Source organism: Pseudoalteromonas rubra, from assembly GCF_001482385.1.
GTDB lineage: Bacteria > Pseudomonadota > Gammaproteobacteria > Enterobacterales > Alteromonadaceae > Pseudoalteromonas > Pseudoalteromonas ardens.
In genome coordinates this window covers 2,690,968-2,712,775 of record NZ_CP013611.1, presented here as the reverse complement: position 1 = coordinate 2,712,775, position 21,808 = coordinate 2,690,968, and the positions used below count along the sequence as shown (strand labels likewise).

At 43.0% G+C, this 21,808-nt stretch carries 15 protein-coding genes; 11 read left to right on the top strand and 4 right to left on the bottom strand.

All coding sequences use genetic code 11. From position 1 onward, the window contains the following. Positions 1-17: 17 nt before the first annotated feature. Complete coding sequence (locus AT705_RS25255) at positions 18-161, bottom strand: hypothetical protein (RefSeq protein WP_157576764.1); 144 nt, start codon at positions 159-161, stop codon at positions 18-20. Positions 162-468: 307 nt separating this feature from the next. Between AT705_RS25255 and AT705_RS11855 the strand changes: the two genes are divergently transcribed. From AT705_RS11855 to AT705_RS11825, 7 genes are all read left to right on the top strand, one after another. After that, positions 469-1,296 carry a heteromeric transposase endonuclease subunit TnsA gene (locus tag AT705_RS11855; protein WP_058796749.1) on the top strand — a complete coding sequence of 276 codons (828 nt, stop codon included), beginning with the start codon at positions 469-471 and terminating at the stop codon, positions 1,294-1,296. After that, positions 1,280-3,367, top strand: a complete 2,088-nt coding sequence (locus AT705_RS11850; protein WP_058796748.1) for a Mu transposase C-terminal domain-containing protein — start codon at positions 1,280-1,282, stop codon at positions 3,365-3,367. Before AT705_RS11855 ends, AT705_RS11850 begins: the two co-directional genes overlap by 17 nt. Continuing rightward, complete coding sequence (locus AT705_RS11845; RefSeq protein ID WP_058796747.1) at positions 3,364-5,034, top strand: AAA family ATPase; 1,671 nt, start codon at positions 3,364-3,366, stop codon at positions 5,032-5,034. The genes AT705_RS11850 and AT705_RS11845 overlap by 4 nt, the downstream gene beginning before the upstream one ends. A 1-nt stretch (position 5,035) precedes the next feature. Further along, positions 5,036-6,574: a TnsD family Tn7-like transposition protein gene (locus tag AT705_RS11840; protein ID WP_058796746.1), complete on the top strand. Its 1,539-nt coding sequence runs from the start codon at positions 5,036-5,038 to the stop codon at positions 6,572-6,574. Next, positions 6,537-8,159: a Tn7-like element transposition protein TnsE gene (locus AT705_RS11835; RefSeq protein WP_058796745.1), complete on the top strand. Its 1,623-nt coding sequence runs from the start codon at positions 6,537-6,539 to the stop codon at positions 8,157-8,159. The genes AT705_RS11840 and AT705_RS11835 overlap by 38 nt, the downstream gene beginning before the upstream one ends. A gap of 118 nt (positions 8,160-8,277) precedes the next feature. After that, a complete protein-coding gene (locus AT705_RS11830) occupies positions 8,278-10,467 on the top strand; it encodes a helicase HerA domain-containing protein (RefSeq protein ID WP_058796744.1) in 2,190 nt (729 codons plus the stop codon). Continuing rightward, complete coding sequence (locus tag AT705_RS11825; protein WP_058796743.1) at positions 10,467-11,864, top strand: hypothetical protein; 1,398 nt, start codon at positions 10,467-10,469, stop codon at positions 11,862-11,864. Before AT705_RS11830 ends, AT705_RS11825 begins: the two co-directional genes overlap by 1 nt. 2 nt (positions 11,865-11,866) lie before the next feature. On the opposite strand, the gene AT705_RS11820 is transcribed toward AT705_RS11825, so the two are convergent. Then, a complete protein-coding gene (locus tag AT705_RS11820; protein ID WP_237113722.1) occupies positions 11,867-12,778 on the bottom strand; it encodes a DNA adenine methylase in 912 nt (303 codons plus the stop codon). Positions 12,779-12,943: 165 nt separating this feature from the next. On the opposite strand from AT705_RS11820, the gene AT705_RS11815 reads away from it, so the two are divergent. From AT705_RS11815 to AT705_RS11800, 4 genes are all read left to right on the top strand, one after another. Further along, positions 12,944-14,098 carry a hypothetical protein gene (locus AT705_RS11815; protein ID WP_058796741.1) on the top strand — a complete coding sequence of 385 codons (1,155 nt, stop codon included), beginning with the start codon at positions 12,944-12,946 and terminating at the stop codon, positions 14,096-14,098. Then, complete coding sequence (locus AT705_RS11810) at positions 14,095-14,844, top strand: hypothetical protein (RefSeq protein WP_058796740.1); 750 nt, start codon at positions 14,095-14,097, stop codon at positions 14,842-14,844. Before AT705_RS11815 ends, AT705_RS11810 begins: the two co-directional genes overlap by 4 nt. Positions 14,845-15,016: 172 nt before the next feature. Then, positions 15,017-16,090: a DNA adenine methylase gene (locus AT705_RS11805; RefSeq protein ID WP_058796739.1), complete on the top strand. Its 1,074-nt coding sequence runs from the start codon at positions 15,017-15,019 to the stop codon at positions 16,088-16,090. Positions 16,091-16,535: 445 nt separating this feature from the next. Further along, the gene (locus AT705_RS11800) at positions 16,536-18,107 is read left to right on the top strand and encodes a serine hydrolase domain-containing protein (protein ID WP_058796738.1); all 1,572 of its coding nucleotides are present in this window, start codon (positions 16,536-16,538) and stop codon (positions 18,105-18,107) included. 101 nt (positions 18,108-18,208) lie between these two features. Here the strand turns inward: AT705_RS11800 and AT705_RS11795 are convergent, their stop codons facing one another. Then, positions 18,209-20,464, bottom strand: a complete 2,256-nt coding sequence (locus tag AT705_RS11795) for a hypothetical protein (RefSeq protein ID WP_058796737.1) — start codon at positions 20,462-20,464, stop codon at positions 18,209-18,211. Between the two features lie 462 nt (positions 20,465-20,926). Beyond that, positions 20,927-21,424 (bottom strand): hypothetical protein, encoded by a 498-nt coding sequence (locus AT705_RS25710; protein WP_058796736.1) that lies wholly within the window; start codon positions 21,422-21,424, stop codon positions 20,927-20,929. Positions 21,425-21,808 lie beyond the last annotated feature (384 nt).

Sequence of the window (21,808 nt, the reverse complement as noted above, 5' to 3'; positions counted from 1 at the left end):
GCCTCTTTGATTAAGTATTAATCTTCTTTGATAATACGATTAATCCAGTAATAGGCGAAAGCACCCTTGCCTATTAGCCCAACCAATGCAGTTAGGACTTCTAGTGACAGAGCTGGCTCAATAGTAACTGCCAGTTGAAGCACCAAATAGATTTCTATCATAAGGTTTCCTGATGTTTGTATGGCGAGTTGCCAACACATTCACCAGAGAGTGAATTTCAGTAAGTTGGTTGTTTATCTCCTCCTTGTTGGATTACTGCCGTGTGTACCTTGCTGGTTAAGCTCAAATATAAAGTACATGAACTTAAAATTACTACAATATTGATTTAAAAGAAATTAATTACTTTGAATCGTTATGATATTTCTGATGTCGAGTACATTCATCATATTTAATGCTTGCGATTAATAAATTTGCATCACACTTTCACTCTAGCTATGCTGAAATTTCAATCAGTTATAGCGGTATATTATGTCTAGGAAGATTGGTCATACTGAGGCTCAGTATCGTAAGTGGATCAAAGAAGGACGCGGTGCAGGTGACAATCAAGATTATAAGCCTTGGTTGACTGTTTACGATGCACCTTCAGACGGTCGTGTACATCGGGTTTTTGGTTATAAATCAAAACGCACCCATCATTTATTATCCGATCTTGAACTGTCCATGTTTTACTTGCTCGAGTGGCGGGAGGATGTGCTGCAAGTCAAAGAGCAGTTCCCTCTAGAACGCGAGATAACGCTTGAGTTAGCGGAATCTGCGGGTATCAAGCACCCAAATGTTCGTGGCGTTGATCAATACCTTTCAAGTGACTTCTTTGTTGAAACAACCTCAAGAGATCTTCCCTACTTTGCGCTACAGGCCAAATATGTCAACTCATTTGAAGATCAGCGAAAAATAGAAATACTCGAGCTCGAAAAGCGCTTTTGGCTTGAAAAGCAAATCCCCTGGCAAATAGTCACTGAGCAAGAGATCCCCAAAGTGGTTAAGGCGAATGTTGAGTGGATTTATCCATTGCAAGGCGAGCATGAAGAAGCTGAAGACTCAGCCATTGAGCAAGCCAGATTCTATGCCGATTACTTTGCAAAACATCCAGCTAAAACGCTTATAAATGCCTGCAAAGAGATTGATACCGCTTATGGACTAGACTTAGGGGAATCGTTGTTTGAAATAAGAGCTTTGCTGGCTGATCGTTACTTTACCTTCGACATTTTTACGCCAGTACAAAAGCTTCAGGTGGGTCAACTCCGATTAGGTAATGTTGAGCAAATTCAGGAGGTGTTTCGTGTTTCAAATCAATGAAGTGTTGCAATACGAACAGACCTTGTATCGCATACTAGTGGTGTTTGAGTACTACGCTATTTGGATCAAAGTCCATGATGATAAGGCCTTCCCTGAGTTCGTTGAATTGGCTGAATTGGAGCAAGGCTTTCAGAATGAAGTATTAAAACGTGCGGCGGACCCATATAGTGACATCATTGCTGTCATACCAGAATCCGGTTCTACAGCACAGGTAAAACGCGATGAGAACTATGCGGCAATTAAGCCCTTGGTAGAGCTTGAAGACTTCTACGAGCCTAAAGCGCGTGGCAAAGTGGTTCATCAGGTAATGGTCGATACGGGCAAGACTAAGCAGACAATTTATCGTTTTGCACGTCGCTACTGGCAGCGAGGCCAGATCCCCAATGCACTGCTACCGGATTATAAAAATTCAGGGGCAAAGGGCAAAAAGCGCCGGGCCACAACAACAAAGTTAGGCAGGCCTCGTAAGTATATGAAAGGTACCGGTGCCCTGATTGATGACTTTACTGAAAAACTGTTTCGTATTGCTATTGAGCGCCATGTACTGACCGACAAGGGCAAATCGTTTAGATATGCACACAACAGACTTAAAGATATATATGCGCAGTATTTCCCAGCTCTTCCGGAAGAGGAGCTGCCAACACTCAGGCAAATGGAACATTTTTACAAACGCGAATATCGCCAGGTAGAAAAAATTGAGGCTCAGGCCGGAAAGATCAAACTACAAAAAGACATACGGCCTTTAACAGGTACCGCCGTTGCAGATGTTTTAGGCCCGGGAATGCGCTACGAGATTGACGCAACAATTGCAGATATTTACCTTGTGTCTGACTCCCAACGAAGCAATATCGTTGGTCGCCCAGTAATTTACATGGTAATCGATGTATTCAGTCGCATGGTGGCGGGGTTTTATGTCGGCTTTGAAAATCCTTCGTATGCAGCCGCCATTCAAGCACTTCATATGGCTGCGACTGATAAAACAGATTATTGCCGCGAGTTTGGCTTTGATGTATCACCAGAGCAATGGCCTTGTATAGGCCTACCTACCGCATTGCTGGCTGACAGAGGCGAGCTAATGGGGCATCAAATTGAATGCCTAGAAAAGGGTTTTGGCGTTCGTCTTGAAAATACACCCCCTTTTAGAAGCGAGGCAAAAGGCATCGTCGAAAGAGCATTCAATACTTTTCAGCAAGCATTCAAGCCGTTCGCACCAGGTGTGGTCACAGGCACCAAGACCAAAAAGCATGGAGACCGGGATTATCGCTTGGATGCCAAGCTTACGATTCAAGAGTTCACCAGAATTATTTTAGCGTCAGTACTTTATCACAACCAATATCACGTAATTGAAAGCTATGATAAAGCCGCAGATATGCCAACGGACTTGCAAAATAACCCGTTGGCCATCTGGAATTGGGGCCTGCAACATCGTACTGGCCGTTTGAGAAAGCCTGAGGCAGAGCATCTCCGTGTAGCACTGATGCCGAGAGCTCGCGCAACCATATCCGAGTCGGGTGCTTGTATATTTGGTTTGTATTACACCAGCGCGGAGCTTTTGAAGTTGGGCTGGATGCATCGGGGGAAAGACGTTAAACGGCCCAAGAGTGTGGAAGTGGCATATGATCTGGCGATAGCAGATCATATCTATATTTACTGCGGTCCTAACAGCAGCGATTACTTTGTGTGCCAGTTAGCCACACGTTCAAGGCAGTTTTCCGGAGCGAGCTTCTGGGATGTATGGCAGCAAAGTGATGAGTTAAAACACACTCATGCTGATGCAAAACTGATAGCTGACCAGCAAAAGCGTGCTCTGGAACGTCAAGTGATCGATGTGGTTAAGCAGGCTGAAAAGGCCGCACCAAAACATATTGGTTTGTCGGGTGCTGAGCGTATTCGCAATATTCGTGATAATCGAGCTGAAGAAAAAGCCAAAGAACGTAAAGCACGTGCCCATAAGCCAGTAGAAATTGATACCAGCAAATCGGCTCAAGTGCATTATCTCTCTGAACCGGATGATGATTTGGACTTTCCTGACTTTTCAGATCAACTGTTTGGGGAGGATGACGACGTATGACTTTACCACCCAACATCTTCCGCGCGATGTATCAGGAGTCTGAGATTGAGCGCTACAAAGGCAATCCGTTTATCGAAGCGTTGCCAAGAGTGAGCAAAATAGAAGAGCTAAAAACTAAACTGGAGGGTAAGGTAAAATACAATCCCGCAGCCGGTTATTTAGATGCAAGACAGCGTGCTCATGAATTATGTGGCTTGCTTGATGACTTCTTTCAGCCGCTTTCGATGCATGTGGCGTTAGAAGAAAAAATAGCGTTGATGATCCGCGGTGGCTATGTTGCCAGAAACATCGCTACTGGCCAGTTACAACAACACTTGCAAAATGGCTACGAGCGGCTGATGACGGGAGATATTAGTAGCTTTCGTTTTGCCGAAGCGCCCTCAACGGCACGTTGTTTATCACTTATTGGTTGCTCTGGATGTGGTAAAAGCTCCAGTGTGCTACGAATACTGGCCACCTACCCGCAAGCGATCTATCACGAACAATATAACACTTACCAACTCACCTATTTGCGTATTGAATGCCCTGTGGATGGGTCATTAAAAAGTCTCTGCTTAAACTTCTTTAAAGAGGTAGATAAACATCTCAATACTGATCTCACTGAGAGATACGGTTACAAACGCCATAGTACTGAGGTGCTGTTGTCATTTATGGGGCAAGTCGCGAATCAATATGCTATTGGCGTGTTAGTGATTGATGAAATTCAGCGTTTAGGCCGTAAGCAAAAAGAAGGGCAAGAACGAATGCTCGAGTTCTTTGTGGCCTTGGTGAATATTATTGGTGTGCCGGTGATTTTAGTTGGTACCCCCAAAGCAAGGCCCATATTTGAACTTGAGTTGCAATCTGCAAGGCGTAGTACTGGGATTGGCTCTATGGTGTGGGAACCCCTGCCACAGCATAAAAATAGAATCGATAAAACAACGGGTAAGCCAAAGCCCACCGAGTGGCGATTGTTGACCGATAAGCTCTGGCAGTATCAGTGGCTGATCCATCGTGATGAGCCGCTCACAGAAGAGATCCGCAACACCTGGTTTGAGCTGTCTCAAGGTGTGCTGGATATCGTGGTTAAGTTATTTGTACTTGCGCAGCTTCGTGCCATTATCACTGGAGTTGAACGGTTATCTTCAAAGTTACTTATGAAGGTGTACGAGTCTGAACTACAGCCTATTCATCCGATGATTGAAGCACTTAAATCGGGAAAAGTCAGGAGTATCGCCAAATATTCAGATTTGAAATACAAAGAGATTGATAAGCGATTGCTAGAATTGAGCAAACAGATCTCTGAAGTTGCCGCTACTAAGTCAGACACATTACCTTTTGCCAGCGACTCAGAGGCCATGCGGCTTTATAACCTTTTGCTAGGCATGGGATGTGAATCTGAGTTATTGATCCCGTTAGTGCAAAGAGCTATTAAAGATCATCCAAATCTTCAGGTAAGAGGGCTTATTCCACTCGTTCTAGAATGGTATGAGCAAACGCCAATCGAAGTGGAAGAACCCAAAGAGAAGCCAGCACTCATCAAGCTCAAGGACTGGCATACATTGCCTGGTGACGACTTACGGTTTGGTTATTCTCAACACAAAAAGCAATCCGGCGAACTTTATCAGTATTACAAACAGCAGGGAAAGATATTCGATATAGAATCGTGGCTTAAACAGAGCGTGTAAGGTGTTTGATTTACCCATCCCGTATCGCGATGAGCTGATTTACAGTGTTATCGCTCGGTATGGTGTATATAGCTTAGAGCTTTCACCTAAACAACTGCTCTACAATCTGCTTGGCAGCAAGACGTTTGTTGCTGCTGTGGCATTGCAGGGCCATTTGCAATTGCTTGCTTCCCACTACCAGGGAAATGCAAAACTAACGGCCGAAAAGCTGTTGAAGCAATACACGCTATACCCGCTGTATGCCCCCTTTGTTCATCCAGTAATCGCTCAGCGAGTGAAAAGTGACTTGCTCTCTGGTAACGGTTGCTCTGCAGAGTTGCAGCTTGGGAAAGCCGCCTCGGTTGTAAAAAGCCCTGTGTATTTAAAGTACTGTCCGCGTTGCCTGGCAATGCAGCTCGATAAATATAAAGAGTGGTACTGGCATCGTCTCTGGCAGGCTCCCGGGGTTGTGAGTTGTCCAGTACACGGAAGCTTAATGCAGAGTGCCGTACATGTTCACTCTCTTCATAAGCATGTGTTTTCTGCTCTCAATCCGAGTGTGCTCCCTGCTGCTGTGGCTGAGCAGTTGCCTGATAAATTTCAAAGACTGGCGGGAAACACACAGGTTCTGTTAGATGCGCCTGAGGTTGATATTTATCCAGAGCAGTGGAGTGCATTCTATCGAGCTCTGGCGACGCGTCTTGGTTTAAATCATGGTAAACATATTGACCATACAGGGGTCAGTCATATCGTGCATAAATACTGGGGTGCTCTCGGCTTGAGCTGGCTCGGGCTAAGCATTGATGATGGTGTTGATTCAAACTGGCTCAAGACATTATTTAGAAAGCACAGAAAAGCATTTAGTTACTTGCAGCACTTGCTGGTTTTGCAGGCATTTTTTGATGAGCACCTGGACATTGCTGGTTTACTGACAGATGTTTCAAAAATGGATTATAGCCAGGAACCAGGCAACCAACCTGCGGCACCACCTCACACCGTTGAGCTTGCCAAACGGCAAAATTGGCAGCATGCAGTAGCCAGATTCGGTGTTAAGGGAGCCAGACAAAGTGGTTTTGCAGATCTGTATATATGGTTGTATCGACATGATAAATCCTGGCTTATGGCGTTTAATCAAGCGCACACGAAACAAGGCATTAGGCGTAAGCCGAAAGTAGATTGGTGCGAGCGTGATCTGGCATACGTAAAGCGACTTATCAGACTTCGAAATACGCTGGAGCTTAGTCTGGAAGTCCCAAGGTTGACAAAAAACTGGTACTTTTTGCATGTAAATATTCCATTGTCCCAGATCAAACAATTAGAAAAGTTGCCTTTGTGTAAATTGTTTTTTAATAAATACTGTGAAACTATAGAGGAGTACCAATGCCGTCGTATCGCTGTGGCATGTATTAATTGTGTTCGACATCACCATGACTATAGAAGTTGGCGCATTCAGCGTTTAGCACGGCTCAGTAAGGATAGGATCCGCCCCATCACGGCGGAGTTATTGGGAAGTGTTGTAACGAATGAAGCAAACGAGCAGATTCAAAAATCTACCAGATAACGCCAGGATCCAGGGGATCGGCAACGTTTTCAAGTACCACGATCGTAAGACATGGAGCATTGGAGTTCAGTTTAATAACTCCCATCGCAAATCCCTTAAGTTTAGCCAGCTACCATATTTAAGCCGCCAGGTTGTACTCAACCAAACTTCCACGGCAACACCACCTGGCTTTTCAGTCGAAATTACATTTCCCGAACGTGGTCTTTGGAAGGTGGGAACAGTTGAAGAGTGTGGTTTAGTTAAGTTCAGGCATAGCAATGAACAATCTCAAAATTGCTTTGTGTTTAGGTCCGAAGGTAAAACAATTTACCTTCCTCAGCTTGAACTGGCCAGAGCACTGTTCTTTACCAATAACTATTTGGCAAATGCGGCTCTGAGCCATAACGCACTCGACTTTGAATTTGACGTTGACTTCGACCCTGAGCTCGAAGGTGACTTTCAGCCTGATGTGATGATCAATGCCTTACCAACATCACTGTGCCCGAAAATCTTGTTCGACAATGATGGGTTCAGGCATCAGATAGCCTGGATACTGCTCGACGACGATGTAAAGCATTCTTTTCAGAGCATCTATGCATATCTCCTAGATGAGAGTGTAATAACAGAAAAGTATCAACAGTGGAAATTCCGGTTTGATCCGCCTCAACTTGAAGGGGTAAGCATTGCGGCCAGAGGTTGGCAGTCGCCAGATGGAAAAACCTGGTTTATTAACCGTGTAGAAGCCATCGACGGTTTGTACTTTCCAGATATTACCGACATTGGCTTTTCACATCCAAACTTTATTGAGAACAAGAGAGGTTCTGGTAAAGGGAAAGGTGGCACCTATCCGCAGTTACCGACACAGAGAGAAATAGATGAAGACAGTGACGGTAGCGAAGATAACGAGTCAGCGTTGATATTTTGTGATGCAACGCAGCGCACATACAACAGAGTACCACGCACTCGTAAAGTCTATACAAAAGCCCGTAATGGCTCAGGTGGTAAGGAAGACGAGGAAAAGCCCAGCACCTTACCACCCGAAGTAAGCACCGATGACCCAGGCTCACGAGGTAATAAGCCTCGAGCTGCCATTGATGGATTAGATGACCAAACTGATGATGACGCTTTGAGCCACAATAAATTCGATGGCTTCTTCAAAATGCTGGAGATATTAGAAAAAGAACATGGTGTTAAGCAAAGCAAGTCAGTATCTCGAAAGCTCCCGGCTGTTGGTCGAAGTAAAAGTCATCTTAAGGATGATGGGACGCCTAGGTGCATGGCTATTGTGCAGATTGAACATCTAAACGAAGGTTATTTCTTACTAGAGGTCGATACCTCAGATCACAGAGCATCAATTGCCACCAAAGTCATTTCAGCTCAAGCATTGGCGCTAAAAGGCCAGTTAGGAGACTTTATAGCCGAGATAGAAAGAGGGTTGCTCAGCAAACAGTTCTGTTGGCCAAATAAGTACTTTGATGAACTGGTTGGTGAAGCTAATCACACAAGTGTGTCACATCAAAAATCTAAAGATGAAGGTGGATTGAGTGAGGTGCAAATTGAAAATTGGGCTGATAGATTCATTAAACATTTTGCTCGGACAAGCTAACTATAACTAATATAGAGCTTAATTATTTTTTATTTTGAAAGCTCTTGTTGGATTTGTTTCACTAAAAGTTGATTAAACGGTCCATAGAATGAGACGCGGATGAAGGAAGTACATCTCTATGAATAAACACATTACTAACTTATTAGGTTCTGAAGATAAGTTGTTGAAACTGCTAGGCCTTCCTCCCAGGGGGAATTTGGTTGGATACGTATACTCTATGGATTTTAGTGAGGCATTAGTTCTAACAAATGACTCATTTAAGGAAACTGTAGCCGGGGTTCCACACAATAGCTTTCTTGTCGCGACGTCTTTGAACCCAAGTAATATCTCTGTTGCAACTGAACTGGATAGAGAAGTAATTCTTTTAAGGGTCCTAGGGCCTTCAAAATTACCTACAGATGAAGATTTTATTCGAACGAGAATTGAGCATAACCAAAGGCGAACATCTGATGAGGTATTTGCAAACGACAGGCTTGATGGTCTAGATGTGTTGACTCACTCTGAACTTCAAGCAGGTGGGTTGAGGTGTCGGATCTTAGGTACTTTTTATATCGATAATGGTGAGTTACGTCTTGGTAGTGACATTGAGAATTACATGTCAACTAGCAGAATGAGAGTATTCAAACCGAGAGATGAAGCTCTAAGTACTATTGTGAATCATGTAAATGAAGAAGTGAAGAAGAAAGCGTTAGAGGAAGCTAGGAAGTCTGGTTTTGGCGCATTGCCTACAGCAATAGAAATTGGAACTGTTAGATACACTTCAACTTCGAGATTACACCGAGCCAAAACTGAGAATCTTGTACCTGTAAACATACAGCCGACAGATTTTCTGGCTCGAAGGACTGCCATATTGGGTATGACGAGAACAGGGAAGTCGAACACATTAAAAACTACCGTTTCTTCAGTTGCAATGTCTGCAGCAAAAGATAGTACCGCCGTTGGTCAAATCATATTTGATATAAATGGCGAATATGCCAATGTGAATCAACAAGATGATGGAAGCTCGATAGCTGATGTATTTCACGAAGATGTTATTCGATATCGAGGTATGCATAGTTCTGACTCAAGCGTACGAGATTTAAGGAATAATTTTTACGAGCAGCCTGATATTGGCTTGAATATAATCCAGGATATTTTGAGAGATGAAAACATTACAGCTGGTGATATGAGAATTTTAGTTTCTTCCATTTCCCTGGACCAACTTCCTGATGATGCTTCAGAAAGTGAAAAATCTCGTTTCAATAGGCTTATGGTCGCGTTTAAAGCGTTGATGTTTTCAAAGGGGTTTCAGGCTCCAAAGGGCTACAAAGTTTTCTTAACTGTATCGAAAGAGGTTAGAAGGCAAATACTTGAACAAAACTATTCGGAAGTTGTTATTGAACTGGAAGAACGGTTAGGTAAGAAGCCATCGCAATCTGAGCTTAATGAAGAAGCTGAGAGGTTTTTCCCTGACTATAAAAATGGAGTATCTCTAAATGAGTTTGTGAAGTTTTTCACTGACGCAAGAAGCGCAGATAAAAAAATTAGGAAGGAATACGAAGTTGCGGAAAGGGAGTTCAAAACAAAAGGAACAAAAATTCCCAATGGGGTTTGGCCTTCGCTAAGGAGCAAAAAAGCAGGTGATGATTGGCTTGACGATAATTTAAAAGCTCTATGCAATTTAATTGTTGGCAAGAATGAGACAGACATGCCAATACGAGTAAAAAGTTATTTAGGTCCAATAGCAGATTACCATAGTGTAAGTCGCAGTACTGAAGTTGAAGCTGAAATATATGAGTATTTGGTGTCAGGTAAAATTGTCATATTGGACTTGTCTGTAGGGTCTGAAATGGTCCGGAAAGCAATGGCTTTGCGTATTGCACGTCATATTCTTACGAGTTCAATGGCTCGCTTTCATAAGAATGAACCTCTTTCTAATATTGTAATTTATGTCGAAGAAGCTCATAACCTTATAGGTAAGAAAGATGATCTAACGGGAGTGTGGCCACGAATTGCAAAAGAAGGAGCCAAAGCAAAAATTGCGTTTGTTTATGCAACTCAAGAACCATCTTCGATACATCCAAATATTCTTGCAAACACTGAAAACTGGTTTGTAACGCATCTAAACAATGAGGATGAACTCCGAGCCCTAGGAAAGTTTTACGACTTTTCAGACTTTCATGAATCTCTCAAGACAGCTCAAGATGTAGGCTTTGCGCGAATAAAAACACTTTCCTCTCCATTCGTTGTACCAACGCAAATCAATCGATTTACACCGCTTGAGCTCGAGCAGGAATATAAGACGATAAAACAGCGTGGAGGTGTTTGATGCCATATAGCAAAGAGTTTGCAGGAAAGGGTGGGCATATTGACTTAGTGAAAAACCCTGACGTACAAAATTTTCTTAATGAATGTGAATGTTTAACACAACCATCAGCTGAAGAAGCGAAAAAAATTACAGAAGACTATGTTCTCTGGGAGGGGGAAGGTGGCAAGTTGCCAGATTATGTTGTTGCTTCTGATGCAAGCCCTCACAAAGAGGCTATCTCGGGTTTATTTCCGAGTACACAAATAGGCTATGTAAAGAATAGCATGATTATTATAGAGGTATCTGAGTTCGACAATCTTAAACCTATTAATTCAAACTTTGTGGATCCCTTCAAAGTTGCAGAGCTTCATCGAAGTGGAGACCCAATTTCATTTACTTTACCTGGATGTAATGTCAGATATAAGGGAGCTGAAACTGTTAAAGATGGCTTTAGGATGGCAGTTTATGAGCAACTTTCAGATATGCGCACTAGCTTTACTAATGACAAAAACTTCAATGTTGTGGGGACATTACTAGCGATAGATAATGGGGAGGTTGAACTAGAGCGATGTCCTGCATGTGGTAGTCAAGAAGAGTTTAAGTTCAAAAAAAATGAAGAAGTACAACGTTGTGCGGTATGTGAAAAGGATGCGTACATTACAGATGTTATGCGGATTCATGAGCAAATATCAGACCTTGGTGATAATGGTTCAGCGATTACGCGGTTTATGAATGTTGTTGAACATCTTATTATCGCATCTTTTATTCGTATGGTTGGTTATCGAGATCCATCATTATTAAGTAGAATGGCATTTATTATTGATGGGCCTTTGGCCATTTTTGGACAGCCAGCAAAAGTTCACACGAGATTGCTAAGGCTGTATGCGAAAGTCAGAAAGCATCTGGTTGAAAAAGGCTATCAGCCTCCTTTAATTATTGGCATACAAAAAACAGGTCCGGCCGTTGAACATGCCAAGGCGTTATCTCCTTACATTCCTATAGGAGCATTCAAAGTAATTGATGATGAGTATCGACACAAATATATTGCAGCTCGTTCAGAGGCATCAACAAACTTCGGACATGAAACTTATTACGGGCAGGATTTTATATTTAAAACTAGAAATGGAAAGGTGTTTGTTTTTGGGCTAGTCTACCCATTTTCGAAAAAAATGCCTTCGATTGCTGAAGATGAAGAAGCCCTTAGCAACTCTAAAGTCAGGTTCTCTAGAGAAAAAGTTGAAATCGACCTTTATAGACCCCAACTTACACAGGCAATGAATTTAATTACGCACTTTGAGCTTGAACTATATGAAAATGCAATTGTTCCGATAGCTTTAGCCCACAGACATGCATCAATTAGTTTGGTACCTGGCGGCAAAGTTTTGGATATCTTGTCAAAAAAAGGAATGAACTTATAATATTAAAAAATACCGATCTCTTTTTTGGGGACTCTTTTCAAATTTAGTTTGAGGGGGACCCTAAGTGATGGGCTTGCGATGAGCAGTTCAGTGCCTTTCTTTTTATCTGCTGCACTATAGTTCAACGAAAAGGTAAAAAGTCTATAGTCAGAATATAGTCTTTTTATTTCTGACGCATAGTCATATGTCATCATCCACTTTCCTTTAATATTATTTATTGCAGATGCCAGCTCTTGGTGATCTCTAGGCTCGTAGAAATTGGTATATAAGCTTTGTCCTTTTACAAAGTAAGGTGGGTCAATACAATAAAAGCTGCGCTCTACACTTGATTCTATATATTTAATGAATTTGACAGCATCCATGTTGTAAATATTTATCTGATTAGCGTGGTTAGCAATCCTTCTAATTTTCAAAATAAGGTCAGGCTTGTTGAAGCGACAATCAAGCTTATAGTCGCCCTTTTGTTCCAATCCTCCTATAACACCCGCTTTTTGAATTATTCCGGATCTATTTGTCCTATTTAGGAAAAAGCTTGAGAAGCCAAGAGTGAGACTATCTACAGAAGCTTTAGAATCTTGAATTTCTTTTTGTTGATGCCATTCTTGCAATGTGATGTTAGTTTTTTCAATAAGCTCTATAAACTCGTCTGTTCGATAAAGTATTGAATGCCAAAAAGACCAGATAGAAACATCGATATCATTTAAGTGTATTTTTGGTACATAGCCGTTAAAAAGCAATGACAGGGCCAGGCCAGCGCCTCCAGCATAGGGCTCAACATAGTGAGCACTGCGCAGATTATTTGCATTTATCAACTCAGAAACCATTGGTGTTATGGCTGTTTTACCTCCGGGGTATCTGAGTGGGGATGGGGTAACTGGCATTCTAAAAATAATTCTCCATTGACACTGACTCATTGTACATCATTTATCGTGCGGTGGTCATCCACCGAAATGTAGACGTTAATTGGCAGGCTAATAAGAGCGGTAGGGATCTAAATAGCTTGAAAGGGGGTGTACAATCAAAGATGAAAAAGACAGAATTATGTAGTGTGTATTGAAAAGATTTAATAAGGACAGAAAATGAATATACCCGAAATATCGGAGAACTCTCAGTATTGGGTTGTTAGGGCTGGGAGCGGTGGGGTTAATTTTAATCTCTTTGCACACTCTGGTGTGGTTGCATTAGGACATATGGATGATGTCAAACTAGGCTCCGGCGGGCGTCTCGTTGCAGAACACCTTCCTCGGATACAAAAAGAGCTCAACAAAATCAACCAATCTTTGCCCGTTGAGGAAAGGCTTGTTGCGGCTCAAATGACTGCCAACTACAATCAAATAAGGATGCTTATTGAGGACATTAAGGTTGGTGACACGGTTTTTACACTGACTAGTTCGCATATTTTAGTTGGGACAGTGATTTCTCAAGCATATATGGAGCCAAACCCTCTCCCTGTTCAGGTTCCAAAAGAGAATGGATTTGTTACTCGAGAGTTGAAAAATGTGTTGCGGCGTGACGTCAAGTGGGAAGAGCAGCGTTTAAGGTCAACCTTACCACCTCCAGTTCAAGCTTCGATGAACTCTCAAAGAAGCGTCTTCTCATTGCAAGCTCATTCAGAGCTTTTAACTCATTGGTTGTATAGCTGCTATATTCAAGGGAACAAATTTCATTTCACGAATCAAATATGCCATGAAGGTGAAATATCTCAGTTTCATCTGAGTGAGTTCCAAAGGCTGATACAGCAACTTGAGTTATTTGCAAAAAATCAAGATAGTGTAGATTGGTTTTTGGACGATAGAAATCAGTTCCTAGATGTTTATACCAGCTTTGGAGAGGATGGTGGGTACACTCTATCGAATAAGAGTATTTTTACTTCTCCAGGGACCATATGGGGCAGCGTTTATTTTGAACAGCGTGTTTCAATGTTGCTTTTTATTGTTAGTTTAACAGGGTGTATGGGTGAAAGTAGTTCGTTTCAGAATGAAAGTGATGAGAGAGCAGTATTAGCCCACGGTGAGCACCTAGAGAAGGTGTATGATGGAGTAGTCAAGCGTACACCTTTTGAATTGCATAAGAGTAAACTAGAGATACAGTTGGCAAAACCCAACAAAACTTCATATAAAGAAATCATAGAAGTTAAGGAAGATATGAGCTTTGCAACTTTTCCTCCGGAACAAGATGAAGAAGTGCCAGAAGGGTTCCCAGACGCAAGGCCTAATGATGAGACAGGGATATGACAACTAAATCAATCGAGCCTGTAATTAACTTACCTCTGACACTTTCAATAGTTTTTTTTAGTATATTACTAGGATTTGGCTTTTTATCTCTTTGGAAAACTAGTCGCTTAGGTGAAACCCAAAGTGCTTCAGAGACGATTCAGAATTTGGCGACAACAATAGCAATAGCTTTTGGTGGGATCTGGGCATACTACAGTTTTGATATTCAAGAGCAAGCGGAAAGAGCAAATACAGCCTTGTTATCTGAACAAGCAAAGTTACAAGAGCTGAAAAAAGACATCGAAAATACTGAAGCTTCAACAATTTCCATGGATTTTAAGGTTGTAAATTATGCTTCGCCACATAAAGACTATATGGATGAAACAAAAGGGTTGATTATTGAAATCAACATAGAAAACAAAGGAAAGTCAAAGCTGGTTTACAACTTAGATAGGAAGCCAATGGTTGTTTATGAGGTTGAGGCTGCAGGTCGCTTTTTGAAAAGAATTGATGCTAGGTACCCCAATGTCTACGATGAGATCTCTTCAGATGAAAAGACACAGTCAACATATATGAAAAGAGTAGTTTCACTGAAATCATCCAAGAAAACACTGAGTTACTTTGCAACGGTGAAGCCAAAAACACTTTATTATGTTGTGTTTAGCACCGAGCTTGATCCATCGGATTATGAAAAAGATGACTTTAAAGATATATGTAGCGATGAAAGTTGCAACTGGTTCGTTTCTAGATACATATATATTGATTAACCGGATGGTGGCTTGCCATTACCACCGATGAATTTCTCCCTACAAGAAAAGCTCTTCATTAATCGATCTTCAATCTATCAATACAGCGCCATAAGTAAGCAATTGAACATACAGTTGAAAAGTTAACCATATATCACATAATGAGGAAAAATGTGATATATGGTTGGTTTTAATGAAAAAGTACCAAGTCATACCACCACCAGTAACTTGGTTTGGTGGCAAATCTAGATATGTGAAAAACATAGTTAAGTATTTTCCACCGCATAGAACTTACGTAGATGTTTTTGGTGGCTCAGGTGCCGTATTACTAGGAAAGCGTCCTTCAAAAGTTGAAGTTTACAATGACCTTAATGCTAAAATGTCTAGTTTGTTTTCTGTTTTATCAGATAAGGAAAAAACCAAAGAGCTGGTAAGGCGGTTGGAATTGACACCATATTCGAGGGGTTGTTTTAGAGAGGCTGTCGAGGCTGTCGAGGCTGTCGAGGCTGTCGAGGCTGTCGAGAGTGAGTTAGATGAGATTGAATTGGCTAGATTAATGATAGTTGTTCAAAGGCAGTCACATGGGGGATTAGCTAGACAATGGTCGTATTGCATTGATGCTCCAGCAGCTGGGTATTCTGCAAGCGTAAGAAGATTTCATGCGGGAATTGAGCGCTTAGCAGATATACATAGTCGCATGCGAAAAGTCCAAGTAGAAAACCTATGTTTTAGTGACCTAATTCCTCGCTATGACAGAGAAAAAACTTTGTTTTACCTTGATCCTCCTTATGTTCCTGAAACTCGTGTCAATGGTCGTTATGAGATTGAAATGTCTCAGGAAGATCATGAGCACATGGTTGAACTTTTGCTTTCAGCTAAAGGTATGTTTGTTCTATCAGGTTATAAGACTGAAGTTTATTACCCTCTAGAGCATGCAGGGTGGCGGCGGCATGAAATAAATGTTGTGGCGAATAGTAGCAAGAACAGAAGTAACCGAACAGAATGTTTATGGGTTTCACCAAGTTGTGAATTAAGTCGGCGAACCGTAATTACATCACCTGAAATTGATAAGGACGTAAGCCTAACAAATCGTCAAAAAGCTGCTTTCCGTGTTCATCTATCAAGGCGCACCGATAGCACAAGAGCAATTAAAGGAGCCATAAATAGCCTGAGAAGAATGGACAAGCGGGTAACAAAAGTTGCGGTAGCCAAAATGACAGGAATTAGTCGGGAGCATATAACCAGATACTACTCACACCTGTTCTAAACATTGATATTTGTCTGTTTAAATTTGTACCTAAAGTAGTGCTTTTTTGAATTTTAGAGTGACTTCTTTGTCATAGATATTTTTGTGATGGGATCGAGATCTAGTCCTATGTAGTAATGATGGTATGAAACTTTATTGTTGAGTATTTCAGCAATTCTTTTTGCACTCACTAGGCCTGTATGAAACTTTATTTCTCAGTTTCAAATTTAGAAACAAAAAAACAATTGATACAGCCTCACTTAGTATGAGACTTTATTGCTAGCCCACACTAAAAAAGGCGCGAAAGCGCCTTTTTTAGTGGCTCAGTATTAAAGTATCATTCTAGGTACTAGCGTGTTGACTTACAACAGCAACAGCACAATGCGGCATCTTGCCGTTAAAGGAATGCAATGTGTCCAGCTGCAAGCAGTTTGCTGGCAAGCTAGGATGATCATAAGAGAGCACTATGAAAGAAATTGATATCTTGCTCCAGCAATACCAGACGTCAAAGGGGCCGGGCTATTCCGTCGCCGTCTATCAAAGCGGTAAAGTGATTTACAGCGGTGCGACAGGTCTGGCTGATATAGAGCGAAGCGTGAGTCTGACTGCGGCGTCGGTATTTGATGTTGCCTCGGTCTCTAAGCAGCTTACCGCCGCGGCAGTGTTGATACTGGAGAAACAAGGTTTACTCAGTTTGGACGACAGGCTGGTTGATTATATCGATGGTTTGCCCGAATACTGCAACAGCATTAACCTCAGACACTTGCTGAACCATACCAGTGGTTTGCGTGATTACAACGAGTTGCTGTTTCAGGCGGGTGTTCAGCTCGATCAGGACGTGAGCGACAGCCAGGCCCTGGCCATGATCAAGCGTCAGTATGCGCTGGAATTTGCGCCGGGTGAACAATTCGAATACTCAAACACAGGGTATTTTTTACTCGCTCTGGTGGTTCAGGCCGTGACTGGCAAAACGCTCAGCCAGTTCAGCCAGCAAGCGATCTTGACGCCTCTGGAGATGACCAATAGCTATTTCTGGGGAAGAGCGGGCCAGGATCAGCCTCCGGTTGCAAAGGCCTATTGCGACAATGGTAACGACGGCTATGAGCCACAGATGGCCAACTGGCAGACGCTGGGAGACGGCGCGCTTTGTACAAATACGCCAGATTTGCTCAAGTGGGACAACATCTTTTACACGCAAGATCCATATTGGCGGGATGTCGCTGCGCGATTGCAGCGACCGGGTGTGCTCAACAATGGAGCGCCGACAGAGTACGGACTCGGGCTCGAGTTTGGCCGCTATCGGGGCCAGCCTATCGTGTTTCACGACGGTTGCTGGGGTGGTTACTTATCACAGTATCTGCGCTTTCCCGAGCAACAGCTGTCCGTGGTTGTGATGAGCAATGACGCAGACGGCGACCCTATTGGGCTGGCTGAAAGTATCGCCGATATTGTGCTTGCTAATGTCCTGATCGATGAGCAGGTGCTGCCCGAGTTTGAGCAAAGAGAAGCGTTTAGCGAGTCTATGTTACAAGCCCTGCCTGGCAGCTATGAATTTTTGCATGAACCAGAAGACGGCTTTGAAATTGTGCGCAGTGGCGAGCAAATTACTTTGCTGTTTGGTGGTGAGCAGGTTTTATATCATGCGGGTGACGGCCATCTAGTTAACGAAGCTGGCCAGTTAACGGTGATATTTGATATACAGCAAAACCAGGTTGTGTCCTGGTTAGGCGCACGCACCGGCAAAGCCTTTAAGGTTAGGAAAATCAAATTATTTCAGGCGTCTATAGAAGATTTTAATAGTCTGGTTGGTCTTTACTTTAGTGAAGAGTTGGACACTAAACTTGAGATCAATCATAACAGGCGAGCCTTAGTAATGATCAGCGATGACGAAGCGTATCAGCTGGAATATTGCGAGCCAGATTTGCTAAAGACCAGTCATGAAGATATAACCAGGTTGAGAATTCAACAATGCCAGGGCACTGTGAGTTTGTTCACAGGGGTGCATAATGTATTGAATATAGAGTTTGTTAAAACTTAAATGCTGATAAGAATGCAAAAAACCGCTCAGGCTGACAAGGCCGTTGTGAGCGGTTTTTTAGTGGTTGGCGTTTATTTTTATGCCATAGAATCAGGGTGTGCTTACTGCTTAGAAAAAATGTTCCCCTGCTCTGCTATCAGCCCGATGTATTGTGTGGGTATTTCCCGTTGGTGGTAAACATCGCTGCCTGACCAGTCACTTTGCCAGGTGTCACTGCTAAGACTCCAGGCTTTCAGTCCGGACAGTTGCGCCTGAACCAACTCAAGCTGGTTTTTTAAACCCATGTTGGCAGATAAATTGGTGCTGACTGACATGCCTTTCCAGTCTACACCAGCTCCTTGTGCTGCTGAAAACGGGATTGGGTAAACCTTAATTGTGCTGTCATCGCATTCAAGACAGAAGTCACGTCCGGTGTTTTTCGCACTAAAAAATTTGGGCTCTTCTCCACCAAAGGTCAAGTTTTCAGAAGTGGTTTTATTTAGCTCTCCACCGTGTGGGCCAAACAGGGAAATACGTCCGTCGGGGTACAGACAGGGGAGCAGCTTTTTAACTTGACTGAACGCGACATAGTTTTTGTCCTGTGCGTTAAAAGCACAATCAGATTTGGTAAACGAGCTGCTATTATCCGCAGTGGGATCTCCCAGGGTTTTGTTATCGTTGGTTAATAGTCCAAGGCCCAGTTCTGCACCGCGCAAGTACTTGATGTTATCCCACAGGTCGTAGATTTTCCGGGAATCTTCTGACAGGTGATTATGATAGACCTGTCCGATAGCATCGGGTTTGCCGTTCAGGGTTAATAATGTTGCCTGCGCATTGCTAAATTCGCGCGCCATTTCGACGGCTTCAAAGCCGACAGGCTTCACACCGGATGCGTCGGCGATAAAGTAAATAGATGACAAGGTACTCAGATCTTGCAGCATGGTTTGGTATCTCAGCTTATCAGACACTGTGCCATCGCTTTCTACGCTATTTAAGAAGCCCGTAGCTAGCCATGGGAATAAATCTGTCCACTTAGCTACCCACACACCTAATGGGGCATAATCATCAGTGGGATCTTTGGTGATGCGTGGCAAATCTACCGGGTTACTGCCCTGAGTCGTTGGCGTTGTAGCTTGGGGTGGGGTTGGTTGTGCGCCCGGCACGGCAATGAGGCTTTCAGTCAGGTTGGTGCTCAGGTTTGCCAATGCTGCTTTCACGTCTTGTGGTTGCTCTGTTTGCGTTATCGCGTCTTTGACACTGATATTGTTTTCAGCGACGTCGGAGCGGGTTTTTTCGAGTATTTTCACATCGGACTTTTGCTCTGACTGGGTTAAAAATTCATCCAGTGTTAGCTTTGGATTGGTTTTCTTTGCCTTATCAAATGCAGATGCCTGAGCGAATGCTTTTAAGCCATCCAGATTTTTGATTTTTCCTATTTTATCGGCAACGGAAGGCTCTGATTTGGGCGTCACAAAGGCGGGAATTTCTGGAGCTGGCTGACCATTTGAGAGATCCGGTGCTTTGTCGAGCACACTGACGTTGGCTAGCGCTTCGAAGGATTGACCACTGACTTGGTTGAACCAGCTGTCCACCTGATCTTTTATAAAATTGCCACTGTGGAAGCTTTTGCAAGCGACATCGACATCTGCTGTGCTGCTGGAGTTGGCGCCATCATAGGTGGCTTTAACAGACACGGAGGCACCAATGCCTGAATAGGAAAAACTGGCAGAACCGCCATATTTCCAGATGCTCTGATCACTTTTACTGGTCATATTCATGGAAACTGCGCCGTAACCACCCCATAAAACACCGACTACAACACCGTCTCCGTAGTTCTTAAAAAAGCGTTGTGTTGATGTTATCCAGTTTTGGAGTTGTGTGTTTAGTTCTGAGTACTTTGTGGTGTCCTGAAGCACGTTCAGTGCTGTGAGGTTAGATGCTTTAAGCTCCTGATCTAGCTTAGTATATAATTCCATCGCGGCGATTAAATCTTGTTTTGGACCACGAGCCAGGGCGTTGATCAAATCTTCGGCAGACAGGTTATCAAAGAAAATGTATTCAATCCCTGCCGTTGCTTTAATGTTGTAATCAACACTGATTGTTTTGTCGCTGCTAGCCTTTGAATTGCCAACATAGCCGGTCACGGAGGCAGACACTTTACTGATACCCGACACACCATAAGAGCCAGATACACCCAAAGAACCCTGATTCATTGAGTCGGTGTAAACATAACTACTGTGGCCGGTCATAGATTTTTCGGAGTAGCCAATCGAGTTGATCTTGCTGATATTTCCGTTGATTACCGGCGCACTAAAACTGCCATCAAGCGCACTTACAGTCGATCCAATTTTGATACCGCTGAGGGGGTTATTATCCATTATCTTGCCTCGCTAAAAAATGAAATGACACTCAATGTTTGCACTGTGAAATATGGGGTTATATTGTTTTAAAATATATGTTTACCGATTTTTCAGCTTGGAATGTTATGTGCAATCATGAGGCATAAAGTAACCTATATGGGTTGCTTTAGCTTAATGAGGGCTTGGCAAATTTGCTATTACGGGCAATTACAGTAGGACTGTGAGCTTCTGTGTCGGGTTGTCGATTTTGTTATATCTGTAAAAATAATTCATGCAGGTAACAGGATTTTTTTAGAGGCATCCAATAGATCTAAAAAAGTAGCCGCAGAAAGTGTACGAAGAACGGAATGTAAGTATGAAATCGCACGGGCAGAGGCTTTTGAGCGTAAAAAACCGCTCAGGCTAACAAAGCCGTTGTGCGCGATTTTTTTGTGGTTGGCGTTTATTTATATGTCATAAAATCAGAGGGTGAAGTACTTACTACTTAGAAAAAATATTCCCCTGTTCTGCTATCAGCCCGATGTATTGTGTGGGTATGTCCCGTTGGTGGTAAACATCGCTGCCTGACCTGTCACTTTGCCAGGTGTCACTACTAAGGCTCCAGGCGCTTAACACCGATAGCTGCGCCTGAACCGACTCAAGCTGGTTTTTTAACCCCATGTTGGCAGATAAATTGGTGCTGACTGACATGTCTTTCCAGTCCACGCCAGTCCCTTTTGCTGCCGAAAACGGAATGGGGAACACCTTAAAGTTATTCTTCATATTTTCAAGGCAAAAGCCCTTACCCGAGCCGCTGGTTGTAAAGTACATGGGGGTCTCTCCACCAAACATAAATAGCTCAGGCACATCCTTGTTGAGTTCGCGCCCTTTTGGCCCAAACAGGGAGTAAATGCGCATCGACTGATCCTGCGCCCGGATTGAATCCCAGTGTTCTACAATGTGGCCGTCTTCGGTGCGCCAGGTGTCGATGATGTTCATGCCTCAGTTGTAATTCAGTGTTAAGTCTCATCTGGTAACCATGGTAATTAATGGTTACCACCTTGCAAGAAGGCATAAATTACTTACCTGAGCACTTTTTGATAGCCTGTGCCCTGAAACTTTGCTGGGGGAGTGGCTTTGAGCTGGTGCACAGAGCGCTCATTCGTTAGGACAGTCATTCGGGGTGTTACAGTCTGGCTGTATATGAGTGTTTTGCGGTTTTGCTTACAGTGTACGCCAATGATATTCGCTCTTTTCTGGTAAAGCTTTGCTTGTTCCGGGTATCAGATTTGGCGGATCCAGAGTGTATGTTTAGACACTGTACCCCTCACAATTTAGGTGCAGGCACCTTCACAGGCATAGCAGCAGAGAGTCTCGTTATTG